15 protein-coding genes are annotated in these 14,934 nt (G+C 62.2%); 1 reads left to right on the top strand and 14 read right to left on the bottom strand.

Going from position 1 to position 14,934, the window contains the following annotated elements; translation table 11 throughout:
- Nucleotides 1–2 precede the first annotated feature (2 nt).
- The 13 genes from visR to FA04_RS01255 form a co-directional block, all read right to left on the bottom strand.
- On the bottom strand, nucleotides 3–749 hold the full coding sequence (gene visR, locus FA04_RS01315; protein ID WP_051659365.1) for a transcriptional regulator VisR: 747 nt from the start codon (nucleotides 747–749) through the stop codon (nucleotides 3–5).
- 12 nt (nucleotides 750–761) lie between these two features.
- Nucleotides 762–1,502 carry a transcriptional regulator VisN gene (gene visN, locus FA04_RS01310; protein WP_034796931.1) on the bottom strand — a complete coding sequence of 247 codons (741 nt, stop codon included), beginning with the start codon at nucleotides 1,500–1,502 and terminating at the stop codon, nucleotides 762–764.
- An 842-nt stretch (nucleotides 1,503–2,344) separates the two neighbouring features.
- Nucleotides 2,345–4,021, bottom strand: coding sequence for a flagellar basal-body MS-ring/collar protein FliF (gene fliF, locus FA04_RS01305; protein ID WP_034796933.1), 1,677 nt, complete (start codon nucleotides 4,019–4,021; stop codon nucleotides 2,345–2,347).
- A gap of 359 nt (nucleotides 4,022–4,380) precedes the next feature.
- Entirely contained in the window at nucleotides 4,381–4,773 is a 393-nt protein-coding gene (gene cheT / locus FA04_RS01300; RefSeq protein ID WP_034796935.1) for a chemotaxis protein CheT, read from the bottom strand.
- A gap of 73 nt (nucleotides 4,774–4,846) precedes the next feature.
- Nucleotides 4,847–5,401: a chemoreceptor glutamine deamidase CheD gene (cheD, locus tag FA04_RS01295; RefSeq protein ID WP_034796938.1), complete on the bottom strand. Its 555-nt coding sequence runs from the start codon at nucleotides 5,399–5,401 to the stop codon at nucleotides 4,847–4,849.
- Complete coding sequence (locus FA04_RS01290) at nucleotides 5,398–5,787, bottom strand: response regulator (protein ID WP_025425902.1); 390 nt, start codon at nucleotides 5,785–5,787, stop codon at nucleotides 5,398–5,400. Before FA04_RS01290 ends, cheD begins: the two co-directional genes overlap by 4 nt.
- Entirely contained in the window at nucleotides 5,787–6,845 is a 1,059-nt protein-coding gene (locus FA04_RS01285; RefSeq protein ID WP_034796943.1) for a protein-glutamate methylesterase/protein-glutamine glutaminase, read from the bottom strand. The genes FA04_RS01290 and FA04_RS01285 overlap by 1 nt, the downstream gene beginning before the upstream one ends.
- Entirely contained in the window at nucleotides 6,842–7,750 is a 909-nt protein-coding gene (locus FA04_RS01280) for a protein-glutamate O-methyltransferase (protein ID WP_034796945.1), read from the bottom strand. Before FA04_RS01280 ends, FA04_RS01285 begins: the two co-directional genes overlap by 4 nt.
- Entirely contained in the window at nucleotides 7,747–8,217 is a 471-nt protein-coding gene (locus FA04_RS01275) for a chemotaxis protein CheW (protein WP_034796948.1), read from the bottom strand. The genes FA04_RS01280 and FA04_RS01275 overlap by 4 nt, the downstream gene beginning before the upstream one ends.
- 5 nt (nucleotides 8,218–8,222) lie before the next feature.
- Nucleotides 8,223–10,514: a chemotaxis protein CheA gene (locus FA04_RS01270; RefSeq protein ID WP_034796950.1), complete on the bottom strand. Its 2,292-nt coding sequence runs from the start codon at nucleotides 10,512–10,514 to the stop codon at nucleotides 8,223–8,225.
- Nucleotides 10,515–10,533: 19 nt separating this feature from the next.
- Nucleotides 10,534–10,899, bottom strand: a complete 366-nt coding sequence (locus tag FA04_RS01265) for a response regulator (RefSeq protein WP_025425897.1) — start codon at nucleotides 10,897–10,899, stop codon at nucleotides 10,534–10,536.
- Between the two features lie 4 nt (nucleotides 10,900–10,903).
- On the bottom strand, nucleotides 10,904–11,197 hold the full coding sequence (locus FA04_RS01260) for an STAS domain-containing protein (RefSeq protein ID WP_034796954.1): 294 nt from the start codon (nucleotides 11,195–11,197) through the stop codon (nucleotides 10,904–10,906).
- A 41-nt stretch (nucleotides 11,198–11,238) separates the two neighbouring features.
- Complete coding sequence (locus FA04_RS01255; RefSeq protein ID WP_034796956.1) at nucleotides 11,239–12,855, bottom strand: globin-coupled sensor protein; 1,617 nt, start codon at nucleotides 12,853–12,855, stop codon at nucleotides 11,239–11,241.
- A gap of 395 nt (nucleotides 12,856–13,250) precedes the next feature.
- Here FA04_RS01255 and FA04_RS34960 point away from each other — a divergent pair, with 395 nt between their 5' ends.
- Complete coding sequence (locus FA04_RS34960; RefSeq protein ID WP_156552927.1) at nucleotides 13,251–13,493, top strand: hypothetical protein; 243 nt, start codon at nucleotides 13,251–13,253, stop codon at nucleotides 13,491–13,493.
- Between the two features lie 51 nt (nucleotides 13,494–13,544).
- Here FA04_RS34960 and FA04_RS01250 read toward each other — a convergent pair whose 3' ends face one another.
- On the bottom strand, nucleotides 13,545–14,933 hold the full coding sequence (locus FA04_RS01250) for an FGGY-family carbohydrate kinase (protein ID WP_034796958.1): 1,389 nt from the start codon (nucleotides 14,931–14,933) through the stop codon (nucleotides 13,545–13,547).
- Nucleotide 14,934: the final 1 nt, after the last annotated feature.

Raw genomic sequence — 14,934 nt, 5'->3', positions numbered from 1 at the left:
ATTCAGCTGATGTAGCCGAGGCGGATTGCCTTGGCGATCGCCTGGATGCGGTTGACCGAATCGAGCTTCGTCGTCGCCGCGCCCAGATAGGCGTTGACCGTGTGGACCGAAAGTCCCATGCGCTCGGCGATCTCTTCGCTGATGTGACCGTCGCCCGCCATCTGCAGGCAGGCGATCTCGCGGTCGCTCAAGGTTTCCGCCGGTGCGACACGCTTCTCGTCGGCCGCCAGCAGATCGGTCATGATCATGCAGCTGCGGCCGTGCAGATCGACCACCTGCTCGGTGGAGGCGTCCACATAGCTGCCTGCGAAGACGACATAGCCGTTGCCCTGGGCGCCGAGCCTGACGGGAAAGGCGATGCCGGAATAGGGAAGCTTGCGGCCCTTCAGGCGATGCGCGAAAGGCGCCAGCTCGGAAAGCTCTGCCGCCTGGTGCTCGCCGGCGCCGTCCCAAAGGACCGGCAGCAGCGACTGGTCGAGATGAGCGACGAGTTCTTCGCCATAGGCATTGACGAGATCATGGGCGTTCGCTTCGGCAGCAACGCCCCAGTTGTCGAGGACACAGGTGAGCTTTCGGGCGCAGCCGGTTCCCTTGCCGTTGAGCCGCAGGACTGCAAAGTGCTTGGCGTTGATCTGACGCTGCATGGCTTGCAGGCGCGTGACCAAGGTGGCCGCTCGCGCGGCGCGGTTGCCGTTCCTCGCGAGCTTCTGCTCGTCCTCGATCCGCCCGCCGCCAAGAAAATGCGTCATCGCGCCCGTCCCTTACACAAGATTGTTGCGCACCGCGTAGGCAATCGCTTCCGACCGCGTCCTGGTCGCAGTCTTGCGCATGACGCTGGTGATGTAGTTGTTGATGGTGTTGCGCGAAATGCCGAGGATCACCGCGATCTCTTCGCTCGTCTTGCCTTCGGCAATCCAGAACAGGCACTCGAGTTCGCGCTCCGTAAGCTCGAAATCGCGGTCATGGCGGACTTCGGCGCGCGTGGTGAAGCTTGCCAGATAGCCCGCCAGCAACGTCACGTCACGCAGGCTCTCCTGCGACAGGATCACGTCTTCCGGGACCAGAAGCATCAGGGAGAAACGCAGGCGCCCGACATTGAAGGTGATCGCGCAATATTCGCGGCTGATGCCGCGCGGAAGCTCGGTATTGTCTGGCAGCGCATGAAAACACGGCTGCAACACCGCGAGGCACTTTTCCAGTTCGGTGGTCTTGGCATGAAGCGCGGTGATCACGCCGGAAAGCCGCCGGACGACGTCGAAAGGCCAGTCCGAGCAGACCACATGGTCGAGACCGCTGTCCTGTGACAGATCATAGCGCGCCAACAGATAATGGCTTGCGCCGACATATTCCGTCAGCGCCGAAAGGCCGCTTCCGAGAGCACCGCGCCCGGCGACTTCGCCCAGTCGTCGCAAAAGCTGCTCGCGCGAAAACCCGCCGCCGCGTGCGCGTGTCGGTGCCGTCGGCAAAGGCCAGACAGCAATGTCTGCTTGCGAAATGTCCATGAGTTCAGCCCCTGTGCCGGATCCACATCCCGGAACTGCATTTGCGCTGCCGCCGCCAACAGCCGGCCGAAGCCGAATATCACCACCAGTCGCAGATCAGGACACGAATCAACTGCTAAAAATGTACATCGACGCGAGAAAAAAAACATCGCCCTCTTCTGGCTATTTACTTCGTGCCGCTGGCATGTCGCGATTCGCGATCAGTCACCCCTGCCAACGCCCCTGCGCCACCGCCGGAACCGGCGCGGCATCGCAACACATTGAAAAACCGAGGCTTTTCTCTTGAAAATCCGCGGTTTCCGCGCCTCAGGCGGGATTCGATGCAGCGTTGCAAGTGGAAAATAGCGGAATTTCATCCCAAAAAAGGACGGTTCTTCGCGCACAGAGAATTTCGAACTGGCGCGATATTATACTTTGTTTACATAGCTGTTGCTCAAATGCACCAGCCTATTTTCAGACAACGCTCATTTTACCGATATATAAATTGTGAAAGCCATAGAATTAATTTCGGCTATAACAAAGATATATTTCGATTGAACTCTGTATTGCTCGAATCCGTCATAGTAGATGACACAGCACAATGCACGTCATGCGGGCGCGCGGAATCTATAAATTAAGATATCGTTAAAATATTACCATCCGGGATTCCACCGGGACTCACGCGAGCTCCCTTCGAAACTTGAAGCAATTTTGAAGCCAGATGAAAACCGGCGGCCGGACTCCCGCAATATTTGCTCCGAACATCGAAATCCATCGCGAGCGCGATCACAGGCAGCGGGGACAAGAAAAATCCCGCCACGAGGGCGGGATTTGCAAGAAATTCCAAAGCTGTTTTCTGAGTGTCAGGCCGCCTTGTCGAGAGCCCACTTGCGCAGGATCTTCGCCGCGCGCTCTTCGCTGATCTCGACCATGCGGGCCAGGCGCCGCTCCGGCCCTTCCTTGACGCGGCGGTTGAAGCCGCCGCTGTCGTCGCCCATGCTGAGCAGGTCGTCGGTGCTGTCGAAGCCGAAGTCCGAGCCGAAGCCGTCCATGAGCGCGCCACCGGCACCGGCATTGGCCGGAGAGAAGTCGGGCAGTTCGAGGCCGGCTGCTTCGCCCTGGATCTGACCGGCACCGCCACCGAGACCGAGCTGGCGTGCCAGCGGTCGCATGCCCATCCAGACCACCAGGAAGGCGACGACGATGAAGGCCAGCGCGTTGATGATGCCGCCGAGATTGCGAGTGAGCGTCTCCATCACACCCGGACCGGCAACCGCCTGGTCGAGCAGCTGCGTCTCGACGAAGTCCATGGCGGTCAGGGTCACGACGTCGCCGCGGTTGGTATCGAGTCCGGCAGCCGAAGCGACGATCTTCTGCATGTCAGCGAGATAGGCGTCGATCTTGGCCTGATCGGCCGGTTCGCCGACCATCGCTGCCAGGCGGCCGCGGTTGACGACGACGGCAACGGAGAGCCGCTCGACCGTATAGCTGTTCTTGACGGTGGCGATCGTCTTGCTGTTGATCTCGTAGTTGGTCTGCTCTTCCTTCTTCTCGGCCTGGTCGCTCGACTGCGGGCCGGCACCGCCTTTCGGGGCGGCCTGAGGAATGTTCTGCTGCACCGTCGCTGCATTGTCCGGCTGCTGCTGGCTGGACTTCTGCTCTTCCTTGGTCACGCGCGTAGAGCGTTCGACCCGCGATTCCGGATCGAACACCGTTTCCTGGATCTGCTGCGTGTCGGTGTTCAGACGTGCCGTGACGCTCGAACGGAAGTTGTCCATGCCGAGGAACGGAGCGAGCGCGTTGTCGATCTTCTTCTCAAGCTCGGTCTGGACGTTCTGGACGACGCCGAGCGACTGGTTGAGGGCGCTGTTGGCCGGATCGTCGCCCGATGCGAGAAGCTGGCCGGTCGAATCGAGCACGGTCACGTCATCGACGTCGAGCCCCGGTACGGACGAGGCGACGAGATGACGGATCGAAGCGGCGGCGCTGCGGCCGACCGTGGCGCTGGCGCGAATCATGACCGAGGCGGTGGGGTTCTGGTCTGCCTTGCGGAAGCTGCCGCGCTCCGGCATCACGATGTGGACGCGGGCGGCGGCGATACCGGAAATCTGCTGGATGGTGCGGCCGATTTCGCCTTCGAGGGCACGCACGCGGGTCACTTCCTGCATGAAGGAGGTGAGGCCGAGCGAGCCGACATTGTCGAAGAGTTCATAACCGGCATTGGCGCTGCTCGGCAGGCCACGCTCGGCGAGCAGCAGGCGCGCCTTGCTGGTCATGCCAACGGGAACCTGCAGACTGGCGCCGTCAGCCCCGACATTGAAGTCGATGTTGGCCTCGGCCAGCGCGATGCTGATCTGAGTGACATCGCTGCGTTCGAGCCCGACATAGAGCGTCTCGAACGAGGGTCTGTTGACGTAAATTCCGGCCCCGAGCACCATGCCGACCGCGACAATGCCAGCCGCCGCCAACGCGATCAGCTTGCCTTGCCCGAGACTGCTCAGGTTCTTCGTGAACGTCGAGAGTTGATCCAACAGACTCATTCTGTTTCCGCACCCAGTATCGCAAGGTCAACGGGCCGATCATCGGCCGAGCGCCCTGCGCAGTTCCAACATTCGGGTTTTCTGGGTATCGACATGCCGAGTATCGACTTCCAATGCGCGCGAATCCACCAGTCCCGATCCGGACCGTAGGAAACGAAACTTGCGCGAACTTGGCTTGATGCGCCCGACCGAAGCGGCGGAGGCGCCGCCGCAAAACTTATCCACTGGGGCGAAACGGACCGTCGGACGAAGCCAAACCTGCGCACAAAGTCGCGGCCGCGTCAGAATTCGGCGCAGCAAGTCATTGATTTTAAATGGATGTTTCTTGAACCCGCGTCCTGCGACGCTCTCTGGGAGCGTCAGAAGGCTTCGAAATCACCGGCCGCCTTCGTCAGCGGTTGGGAGTGGCCGTGGCGCAACATGCCGTTGCCAAGTGCCTTTTTCATATCGGCAAGCTTTACCAGATTGACGGCCGTGGTGACGTCGACCATCCAGGCGTCCGGGATCGATGCGGTAATCGTGTCGATGAATTCGGCCAGCCCGCGGGTCTTCTGCACGGCAAGGTCGATGCCCTGCAGCACCATCATCTTGTCGGGATTGGCAAGCGCATCGGCGCCGTGGTCACCGGCCAGTTGCGGCTCGATCCGCTCGATCAGATAGGCGACGTCATGCAATTCGGTGACGATGCGCATCAGCACTTCGGGGAGCGCTTCTTCCACGTGCGGCATGTGGCCCAGGTAGTCGGTCTGCATGTGTATGTCTCACGTGGCTCGGGGCTGCGGTAGAAGTCGTATTTCAGGCCTGCGAGGCGTCTGCCTCGCAGCATCAGAAGAATTCGATGGAGCTTTCGGCCGGCTTCGGCGCGACGATCGGCCGTTCCTCCAGTTGCACCGTGCGCTGCGTCTCGACGCCGGTCAGGGCGTATTGCCGGGCGCGGCCAGACGACGGCCAGTATTCGAGCTTGCGGCCGTGCTCGCCGCCCGTGCTCTCGCCGACGATGCGGATGCCCTCGTCGAGCAGGAACTGGCGCGCGAAGGCGGCGTTCTGTTCGCCGACATTGGAAAACCGCGCGATGGTCTTGGCGCCGCCGAAGATCTTGGCTTCGAGACGATCTCGCCGGGCGCCCTGTTTCAGGAGACCGTTGATGAGCAATTCCATGAGGTGGACCCCGTAGCGGGTCGCGTCGCCGCCGGACATGGGCGACGTCGCGGAACCTGGCAGCAGGAAGTGATTCATGCCGCCGACGCCGGCCACGGGATCGCGCATGCAGGCTGCCACACAGGAACCGAGAATGGTCGACAGCACGATGTTCGGATCGTTGAAGACCTTGTACTCACCCTGGATGACATGCACGCGCTTGCCGGCGGCTTCCATGTTCATTTGAGCGCCCCGAATACGGCTTCGATCGCAGCCTTCATCTTTTCGATGGTGAAGGGCTTGGCCAGAACGTTGTTGGCACCGAGGGCCGCTGCCTTCTGAACCAGGGCACGGTCGCCCTGGGCCGTCAGGATGATGAAGGCCGCCTTCTTGGTCGCCGGGTTGGAGCGGACCGCCTGCAGCAGGCCGAGTCCGTCCATCTTCGGCATGTTGAAGTCGGAGATCACGAGGTGGTGCGGGTTCTGAGCCATGATCTTCATGCCCTGCTCCCCGTCACCGGCGGCGGTGATCTGCTTGAAGCCGAGCTGCTGCAGGGCGTCACCCAGGAGCAGGCGGCTCGTCACCTGATCGTCGACGATCAGAACTTTGATTTTTTCGGCGATGGACATTATTCGCTTCCTTCCTTGCGGAGCGCCGCTGCTTTCAGGACCTCCTCCCCGATGGATCCGAGGGGGAGCTGGGTTTCAACGGCGCCCAATTCATAGGCGACTCTCGGCATGCCGTAGACGACACATGTCTTTTCGTTCTGGCCGAAGGTCTTTGCTCCGGCATGCCGCATTTTCAGGAGACCGGAGGCGCCGTCGCGCCCCATGCCGGTCAGAATGACACCGATCGCATTGCGTCCGGCAAGCTCGGCGACCGAATCGAACAGCACGTCGACCGAAGGCCGATGCCCGTTGACCGGGTCGCGGTCCACCAGGCGGCAGCAGGGTGCCGTCGGGTTGGCGACCTGCAGATGGCGCTCGCCACCGGGCGCCAGGTAGACCTTGCCGATTTCGAGCCGCGCGCCGTCCGTCGCTTCCTGCACCGCCGGCGCGCAGAGACGGTTCAGCCGCTCCGCGAAGCTCTTGGTGAAGGTGTGCGGCATGTGCTGCGTGATGACCGTCGGCGGGCAATTGGCCGGGAACTTCTGGAGCACCGTGATCAGGGCTTCAACGCCGCCTGTCGAGGCGCCGATGGCGATGATCTTGCGGCCGGCCCGGTACTCGGACGCCGTATTCGCATTGGCCGGAGCCGGCGCCGCGACCTTATTGCCGGTGATGATGAACTTGCGCTGCGAGCGGGCGGCCGCCTTTACCTTGTCGACGAGGCCGGCAAAGGGATGGGGATCGCCCGGATGCGGCTTGCCGACACAATCGAAGGCGCCGATCTCGAGTGCTGCGATCGTGGCTTCAGCGCCCTTGTGGGTAAGCGTCGAGACCATGATGACCGGCATCGGCCGCAACCGCATGATCTTGTCGAGGAATTCTAGGCCGTTCATGTTCGGCATTTCGATGTCGAGGGTGACGACATCGGGATCGAGTTGCTTGATCGCCTGGCGCGCTTCCATGGCGTCGGCCGCCTGGCCGACGACGGTCACGTCTGGATCCGCGTTGAGCACGGCTGTAATCAGGCCACGCATCGTGGCGGAGTCGTCAACGACGAGAACGCGAGCGGGAGTGGTCATGCCCGTCCTCCATGAAATTTGCCGGTGTGGCGGTAGGTGGTGATGCCGATGTTGTCGAAGTGCGCCTTCGCGTCACCGGACACCCGTTCGGAATGGCCGATATAAAGGTGACCGTCGGTGTTCAGCATGCCGGCGAAGCGCGACCAGATCTTCATCTGCGTCGGCTCGTCGAAATAGATGACGACGTTGCGGCAGAAGATAACGTCGAACGGCCCCTTGAACGGCCATTGCGCCATCAGGTTCAGTTCGTTGAAGGTGATCAGCCGCTTGACCCGATCGTCGACCTGCCACTTGAAGCGGCCGCCGCTGTTGACCTCGGAGAAATATTGCTTGCGCATGGCCGGATTGACGGTTTCGAGCGCGGTTGCGTCGTAGGCACCGGCGCGGGCGAGCGCCAGGATCTTCGGGTCGATGTCGGTTGCCAGGATCCGGAAGTCGTAGTCGGCCGCATTCGGCAGCAGCGACAGAACCGTCAGCGCAATCGAATAGGGCTCCTGGCCGTCCGAGCAGGCGGCCGACCAGATGCGCACCCGGCCGCCGGCCTTAGCGCGCGCGATGAGCTCCGGCAGCACGTCGGTCTTCAGGTGCTCGAAGTGATGGTTCTCGCGGAAGAACCGCGTGAAGTTGGTGGTCAGATGCGAAAGCATGTCGCGCCGCGCGGCCGCACCGGCGGGCGAAGCGACCAGCTGGCAATATTCGCGGAAGCCCCTGAGCCCGAGATTGCGGATATGCTTCGACAGCCGCGAATAAACAAGCGACGCCTTGGTCTCGTTGAGATAGATGCCGGCATCCGCATAGATCATCGCAGCGATCTCGGTAAGATCGCGGCGGGTCAACGGATACTCGCCGCTCGCCAGGCACTCGTCCGGCGACAGTTTCTGTTCAGCGATGGGCTGACTTCTCATGCGGCTTCCCTTTCTTCCTGCGGGAAGATCGCTTCGAGTTCAATGAGACAGATCATCCGGCCTTCGATCGCAAGCACACCGCGCGCGAAGCTCTTTTCGAACTCCGACGAGATGACATCCGGCGTCGGCTGGATCTTGTCGTCTGTAATCGTCAGGATGTCGGAGACGGCGTCGACCAGAAGGCCGACGACCTGGCTCTTGACCTGCGCGACGATGATGACGTGACGCACGGTCGGGTCGGCCGGAGTCATGCCGAGCCGGGCCGAGAGATCGACGATCGGCAGCACCGCACCGCGAAGGTTGATGACACCGAGCACATAGGATGGCGCATGCGGCATGGATGTCGCAGGCGTCCAGCCACGGATCTCGCGCACCTGCATGATGTTTACGCAGAATTCCTGATCACCGACGCGGAAAGCGATCAGCTCCCGTCCGTCCGTGGTCAGATTTTTTGCGGCATAGGTCATTGTCATTATCCGACTGCAGCCAGTGACATTTCAGGTTTCAGCGAATGCCCGCGCGAGGCGGCGACGATCGCGTCGACATCGAGGATGAGCGCCACGCGGCCGTCGCCGAGAATGGTCGCCGCGGCGATGCCCGGCACGTGGGTGTAGTTGGCCTCGAGGCTCTTGATCACCACTTGGCGCTGGCCCTGGATCGCATCGACCATCAGGGCGCGCTGGCCGCCACCTTCCGATTCGACGAGCAGGGCGACGCCTTCGACCGGGTTCGCCTGGATGGCACGGAAATTCAGGATCCGGCCGACGTCGACGAGCGGGCAGAAGGAGTTGCGGATCGAGATCAGCCGCTGGTTGGAACCGAAGGAATGGATCGCTGCGGCTTCCGGCTGCAGCGTTTCGACGATTGCCGTCAGCGGCACTACCAGTGTCTGGTTGGCGACGGTGACCACCATGCCGTCGAGCACGGCGAGCGTCAGCGGCAGGCTCATGGTGAAGACCGAGCCGTGGCCCGGCTTCGAGGAGATGTTGATGCGGCCGCCGAGCGCCTGGATCGAGCGCTTGACCACGTCCATGCCGACGCCGCGGCCGGAGATGTCAGAGATCTTGTCGGCCGTCGAGAAGCCGGCGTGGAAGATCAGGTTGTCGATCTCTTCGTCCGAGAGGTTGGCGTCAGCGGCAATCAGGTCGTTGTCGATCGCCTTCTGGCGCACCTTCTCACGGTTGATGCCGGCACCGTCGTCGGCAAGCTCGATGACGATGCGGCCGGAACGGTGCTTTGCCGTCAGGCGCACAGTGCCTTCGGCGCTCTTGCCGGCGGCAAGGCGCTTCTCCGGCGTTTCGAGGCCGTGGTCGACCGCGTTGCGGATCATGTGGGTCAGCGGCTCGGCGAGCTTGTCGATGACCGTCTTGTCGACTTCGGTGTTCTCGCCTTCGGTGATCAGGCGGACCGACTTGCCGGTCATGTCGGCGATTTCGCGAACGATACGCGACATGCGCTGGAAGACAGGCTTCACCGGCTGGGCGCGGATCGCCATCACCGAATCCTGGATCTCGCGGGTGAGCTGCTGCAGCTCTTCGAGGCCCATGTTGATCGAGGACGTGCCGTTGGTGTCGTTCTCGACGACGCTCTGCGAGAGCATCGCCTGATTGATCACGAGTTCGCCGACAAGGTTGATCAGGCGGTCGACGCGATCGAGATCGACGCGAATGGTCGGCGTTGCAGCCGATGCAGCGGCCTGCTGGGCGGCAGCGCTCTGGGCGGCGGCGCTGGCCGCGGGAGCTGCCTTCTCAGCCGGTGCGCGGGCGGCGGACTGCGCCATCTGCAGCACGTTGCTGGCCGTGCCGGCGGCTGAAACCGCGGCGTCGCGATCCTGCTGCTGGGAGGCAAGCTGTTCTTCTTCCTCGACGACACCGACCGATACCGCCGGTTCGTCGTCAAGGATCGACAGGTCGAAGGGAACGGGCTGCATCGGCAGCTCTTCGCCCGACTGCGTCGCCTCGTCTTCGACCAGCGAAATCTCCAGGTCGCAATCCCACTCGGCGAATTCGAAAACCGTACGGATCGCGTCCTCGCCCTTGTCGGTCTTGAGCGAGATCTTCCAGAAGAAATAGGCGCTCTCCGGGCTCAGCCGATCGAGCGTCGGCAGTGCGCCCATGTCGCAATGGATGCTCATCTCGCCAAGGCGCGAGAGGTCGCGCAGAAGCAGCGTTGCCTCGTTGCCCTTGGCGTAGAGATCGGACTTCGGCTTGAAGACGATCTCATATGTGGGCATTTCCATCAGCGGCGGCTCTTCAGCCGCGTCGAAGTCATCGAAGGAGAAGGCGACCGGCTGGAAGCCTTCGTCGTTGACGGGCGGCGGAGCCACGGCAGCGACGGGCTTGGCAACCGGTTCGGCCGGCGCTGCCGACGCCTGTGGAACTTCGCCGTTTGCGAGCGCCTCGAGTTCCTTGATCAGCTGGCGGCTGCGCGCCTCGTCGACGCTGCCGCCATCGCGCGCAGCGTTGGTGAGGTCGGCGAGTACGTCGGCCGACTTCAGCATCACCTTCAGAACTTCCGGTCCGGGATCGAGCCTATTGGAACGAACGCAATCAAGGGTCGTCTCGAACACGTGCGCGAAGGAGACGAGGTCGTCCAGCCCGAAGGCGCCGGCGCCACCCTTGATGGAGTGCACCGCACGGAAAACGGCATTGACCGTTTCCGGGTCGCGGTCGCCATCATTGAGCTTCAGCAGACCCGATTCCAGTTCGGCGAGTTGTTCCTCGCATTCCTGGAAGAAGATCTCTTTGATTTCGTTCATATCCATTGGAGGCTATCCCCGGACTTCAGGCCGTTACGCGCTCGATTGCATCGATGAGTTTGGTCGGGTCGAACGGCTTGACGATCCAGCCGGTTGCACCCGCCTGACGCGCGCGGTTCTTCTTCTCCGCGTCGCTTTCGGTGGTCAGTACCAGGATCGGAATGGCGCGGTAGCGATCGTTCTTGCGCACGCCTTCGATGAAGCCGAAGCCGTCGAGACGCGGCATGTTGATGTCGGTGACGATCACGTCCGGATTGGCTTCTTCCAGGACCTCAAGACCCTCGACGCCGTCCTCGGCCTGAATCGTTTCGAAACCGGCATTGTTCAGCGTGACCAGCAGCATGTTTCGGATCGTCCGGGAGTCGTCGACCGTCAGAACTCGCTTCTTCATTTTCTCAAATCTCCTTTGCCATCAGGTGGTCGATCTCGACCCCGATGAGCTGTGTCGTTTTCTCGAAAGCGTCCGACACCTTGCTGAAGGTGAAAGACAAATGTTCCTCTTCCCAGGTCTTGGCGCCGGCCATCAGCACCTGGACACAAAGCGTCCCGACCCGCTCGACCGCGGAAGCGTCGATCACGATATCGCTGCCCTTGAGCGCGAGCAGCTTCTCGTGCAGTGCCGTTGCCTCATTCAGGTCCAGAACCGGAGCGAGGCTAAGCGTCTTCTGGGCGGTCTTCTTGCTGGCCATTTCTGTCTTCCTCGACTGCTAACTCTCTACTGCCCTTGATATCAGCGCTGCCAACCGGCGAGCTGCCGCTGCAGCCCGTCGTCAAACAACGGTGCGGCCGGCTCTTCGGCAACGACGGCGGATGTGTGACGGAAGGGCTCGCGGCCGGCGCGCGCCGATGCGGCCGGATGGCGACGCTCCAGGCGGAACTGGCGGATGGTCTCGCCGAGCTCGACGATGACCGTATGAAGATCGTCCGACGAACGGACGGTTTCGCCGGCCAGCGCGGCACTTGCCTCGACACCCCTGGAGATCGTGCCGATCTCGGTCGCGACGCCGCGGAGGTCGCCGACCTGCTGCTCCGCCTCGCGGGCGATGCCGGAGACGGCGGAATTGATCGACGTGACCTGCTCGACGATGCTGCTGATCGCGTCCTGGGTGCGGCCGACAATCTCGACGCCGGTCTCGACCTGCGCCTTGGTGCCGGAAACGAGCTGCTTGATTTCGCGCGCCGCTTCGCCGGAGCGCTGTGCCAGCGCACGCACTTCCTGGGCGACGACGGCAAAACCGCGACCGCTGTCGCCGGCGCGCGCCGCTTCGATGCCGGCGTTGAGCGCCAAAAGATTGGTCTGGAAGGCGATCTCGTCGATGACGCCGATGATCTGGCCGATCTTTTCGGCCGACGCCTCGATGTCGGCCATGGCGGAAATCGCCTGGCCGGCTATCTCGCCGCTGCGCTCGACGGCAATGCGGGTCTCGTTGGCCTTCGTTTCCGTGGCGCTGATCCGGCCCGAACCGGTCGCCATGCGTCCGGCCATGTCGGAGAGCACGGCAAGCTGCCCGGAAAGCGCGTCGGCTTCAGCGCTCGCCTTGTCCGTGAAGGCTGTCGCGCCGTCGCGCATGCGGTCGACCAGTACCCCGGCAGCCTGGCTGCGCTGATCGGAGGCCTGAAGACTTTGTTGGATCTGTTCGAGTGCCGCGTTCAGGCTCGCCACGATCGGCTGATAGGCTTCGACCGCCGTTTCCGGCAACCGCGCGCCGAGATCACCCTGGCTCACGCCTTCGGCAAAGTCGCCGAAGAGCGCCTTGACCTCCAGCTCGTCGGCGCTGCGCTGCTCGGCGAGCTGCCGCTGGTGCTGTTGGCGGAGGGCGTTGAAGCGGAGCGAAACGCCGATCTCGCTGTCGACGAAGGTCGTGCGCACCAGAGCGGCGACGAGGTCGCAAAGTTCGCGGCGGCGCGCCTTGCCAATCGGCAGGAAGGATCGCGGCCAGGCGTCTTCGATCAGTCCGACGATGAGATGTTCGAGCACGACGGCATGGCTTGCCATCTGCCAGCGCGGGTCGAGGCCCATGCGGCTTGCGGTGTCTGCGAGCACCTTGATGCGCTCGGCATAAAGCCCGTCAAAGCGTGCGTCGGTCAGCACGTTCCAGTGCGACGACTGAAGATCCTGAAGGCGGTCGATCTGGCGGTCGCTGTCGAAATGGCGGGCGGCGTCGGGATAGGTCTGGAGGCGCTGGAAGAGGTCGCGAAGCGCCTGATCAATCCGGGGAGAAAGCTTTTGCCTGTGATCGCGGACGCGGTTGCAGCTCTCGTCGTCGAGCCCGGCAAAGCGCAGGCGCTCCAGCAGGCTGCCTGCCTGGCCCTTTTTTGCCTGTTCTGACGATGCTTCCTGCCTCAACGCTGATCCCCGGTGCTGCACGTTCGGAACTTGCCTGGGGAGCATCAGGGAGAGCCACGGTCCACCGGACGTGCACGCCACATCGATGAGATCAGCCTCCGCCGAAAAGCGTCTGCTGTCGTTCATCCCGCAAGTAAATTCGGTGAAGAATGGATACCGGACCGGAACCGGTACGGCGGGGCGGCATCATGCCTTGAGGAGACTTGTGAATTATCCCATTCCGACGTGTGGGACCATGTTTATGGTTAATTCCTTGCTTGAAGGTTAACGGTCCCTCGCCTCTAATCGGAATCACTAAAATTCACAGGGTGTTTTCACGCGCCATTTTTGCGCTGCAACAAAACTGTAATAAACACGCCTGAAACCAACAGGTTCTCAATCACAAGAGTTTAGAATTGTACTTCGACTTGCGCTCGCGTATCGAAGCGAAAGTGAAGTGGGCGCTGCATGCGCGAAGAAACCTTCGCATCACGCAAAGCGACATCATGACGATGCGCTTACAGGAAACGAACAATGATTGTTCTTGGCATTGGCGCCGCACTCACAGCAATCCTGACAATGATGGCAGTATCGATCGTGCTCAACATCGAGCACAACCGGTCGGCAAAGCGCAGCTCTGTGTTTTGATCGGGCTTTAGCCCGTCTCTTACTGACACAACCAGGCATCTCTGCGGCCGGGGACGGATGTTCTACGGCCGCTTTTCTTTGCACACATGGTCCTGCGTCGCCTTTTGCCATGCCTGCGCATAGGCGGCGAGGCTCTCCGCGATCTCGCCCGCAAGCGGCTCGACCCCGGTCCTGACCGCGGATCCCTTAACCAGACACGCAGCACCGAGGCTCGTACCCGTGATATTGTGGGGATCGGCAAAGACCGGCCGGCCCGTCGCTGCGGCGAGCATGCGCAGATAGGTCCTGTTGGAAGCAAAGGGCCCTTCGACGACGATATCGCCGCGCGCGCCGATCAGGTCGAGACAGGTGGCTGTCATCAGCGCCAGATGGAACGAGACGACGACAAAGCGTTCGGCGGGGCCAAGCTCCCGTTCGTCCGTCGTCCAGATCGCTTTTGCGGCCGGAAAGGGACCGGATCCCTCGGGAATGGACGGCAGCAGCATGTGGCCGGCCCCGGCCACGGCCTCTTCCGTTTGCGGCGACACAGGGCGCGCCCCCTCCCCCAACAGAAGCTGGAAGGCGCGGCCGCCCATGAAGCGGGCGGAGGGTACGGGATCGCCAAGCGCGTTGACGTTGATCAGCGTGTCGCGGTGTTCATCGAGCATCTTCGCCTCGGCACCGACCGCAAGCATCACCACCCAGGTGCCGGTTGAGACCACCGAGAAGGGCGAGGTACGTGTCAGGAGATGCGGCAGCAGCGAGGCGTTGGAATCGTGAATGCCGCAATAGACGGGGGTCCCTGATGCAATGCCCGTTGCCGAACAAAGCTCTGGCAGTAGCGTTCCGGCGATATCGCTCGCCTTCAACACCGGTGCGAAGAGGGGCGTCCAGCCCTGGCTTTCGACAAGAGACGAGAATGTCCCTGCCCGTGGGGTCCAGAGATCCGTGTGGCAGCCGAGCGAGGTCAGCTCGTTACAGAGCGTACCTGTCAGTCGATAGGTCCAATATTGCGCATAGGTGAGGACCGAGGCGACCCTGGCGAAGTCGTCGGGAAAGGTCTTCTGCTGCCAATAGAGCTGGGCGCCGACATTGAGGCCCATCGGCAGGCGCGCGGAGCCGGTCTCGGAAAAGGGCGGCCTGACATTATCATACTCGGCGGCGAGGCTGTCGGGACCGGCGTGCTCATAGTCTAAAACCGGAAGCGCCAGGTTGCCTGATGCGTCGAGCACGACGGCGGTCGCGCCGTGGGTGGTGATCGAGATCGCCTCAAAGGCGTGTTCGGCATGGAGTGACGCGAGGCTTTCGAGCAGGAAGGCCCAGAGACGCTCGACATCGAAATGCGGATAAGGACCATCAGTCAGCACCGCATTCGCCGTCTTGCGGACGGCGATCTCCTCGAAACGGTCGAGATCAACGGCTGCGACCTTGGCATTGGTCTTGCCGATATCGATAACGCCAACAACCCGCATC

The sequence above is a fragment of the Ensifer adhaerens genome, from assembly GCF_000697965.2.
Taxonomy (GTDB): domain Bacteria; phylum Pseudomonadota; class Alphaproteobacteria; order Rhizobiales; family Rhizobiaceae; genus Ensifer; species Ensifer adhaerens.
Note: the sequence above shows the minus strand (reverse complement) of the source record. Positions and strands in the feature narration are given on the sequence as shown.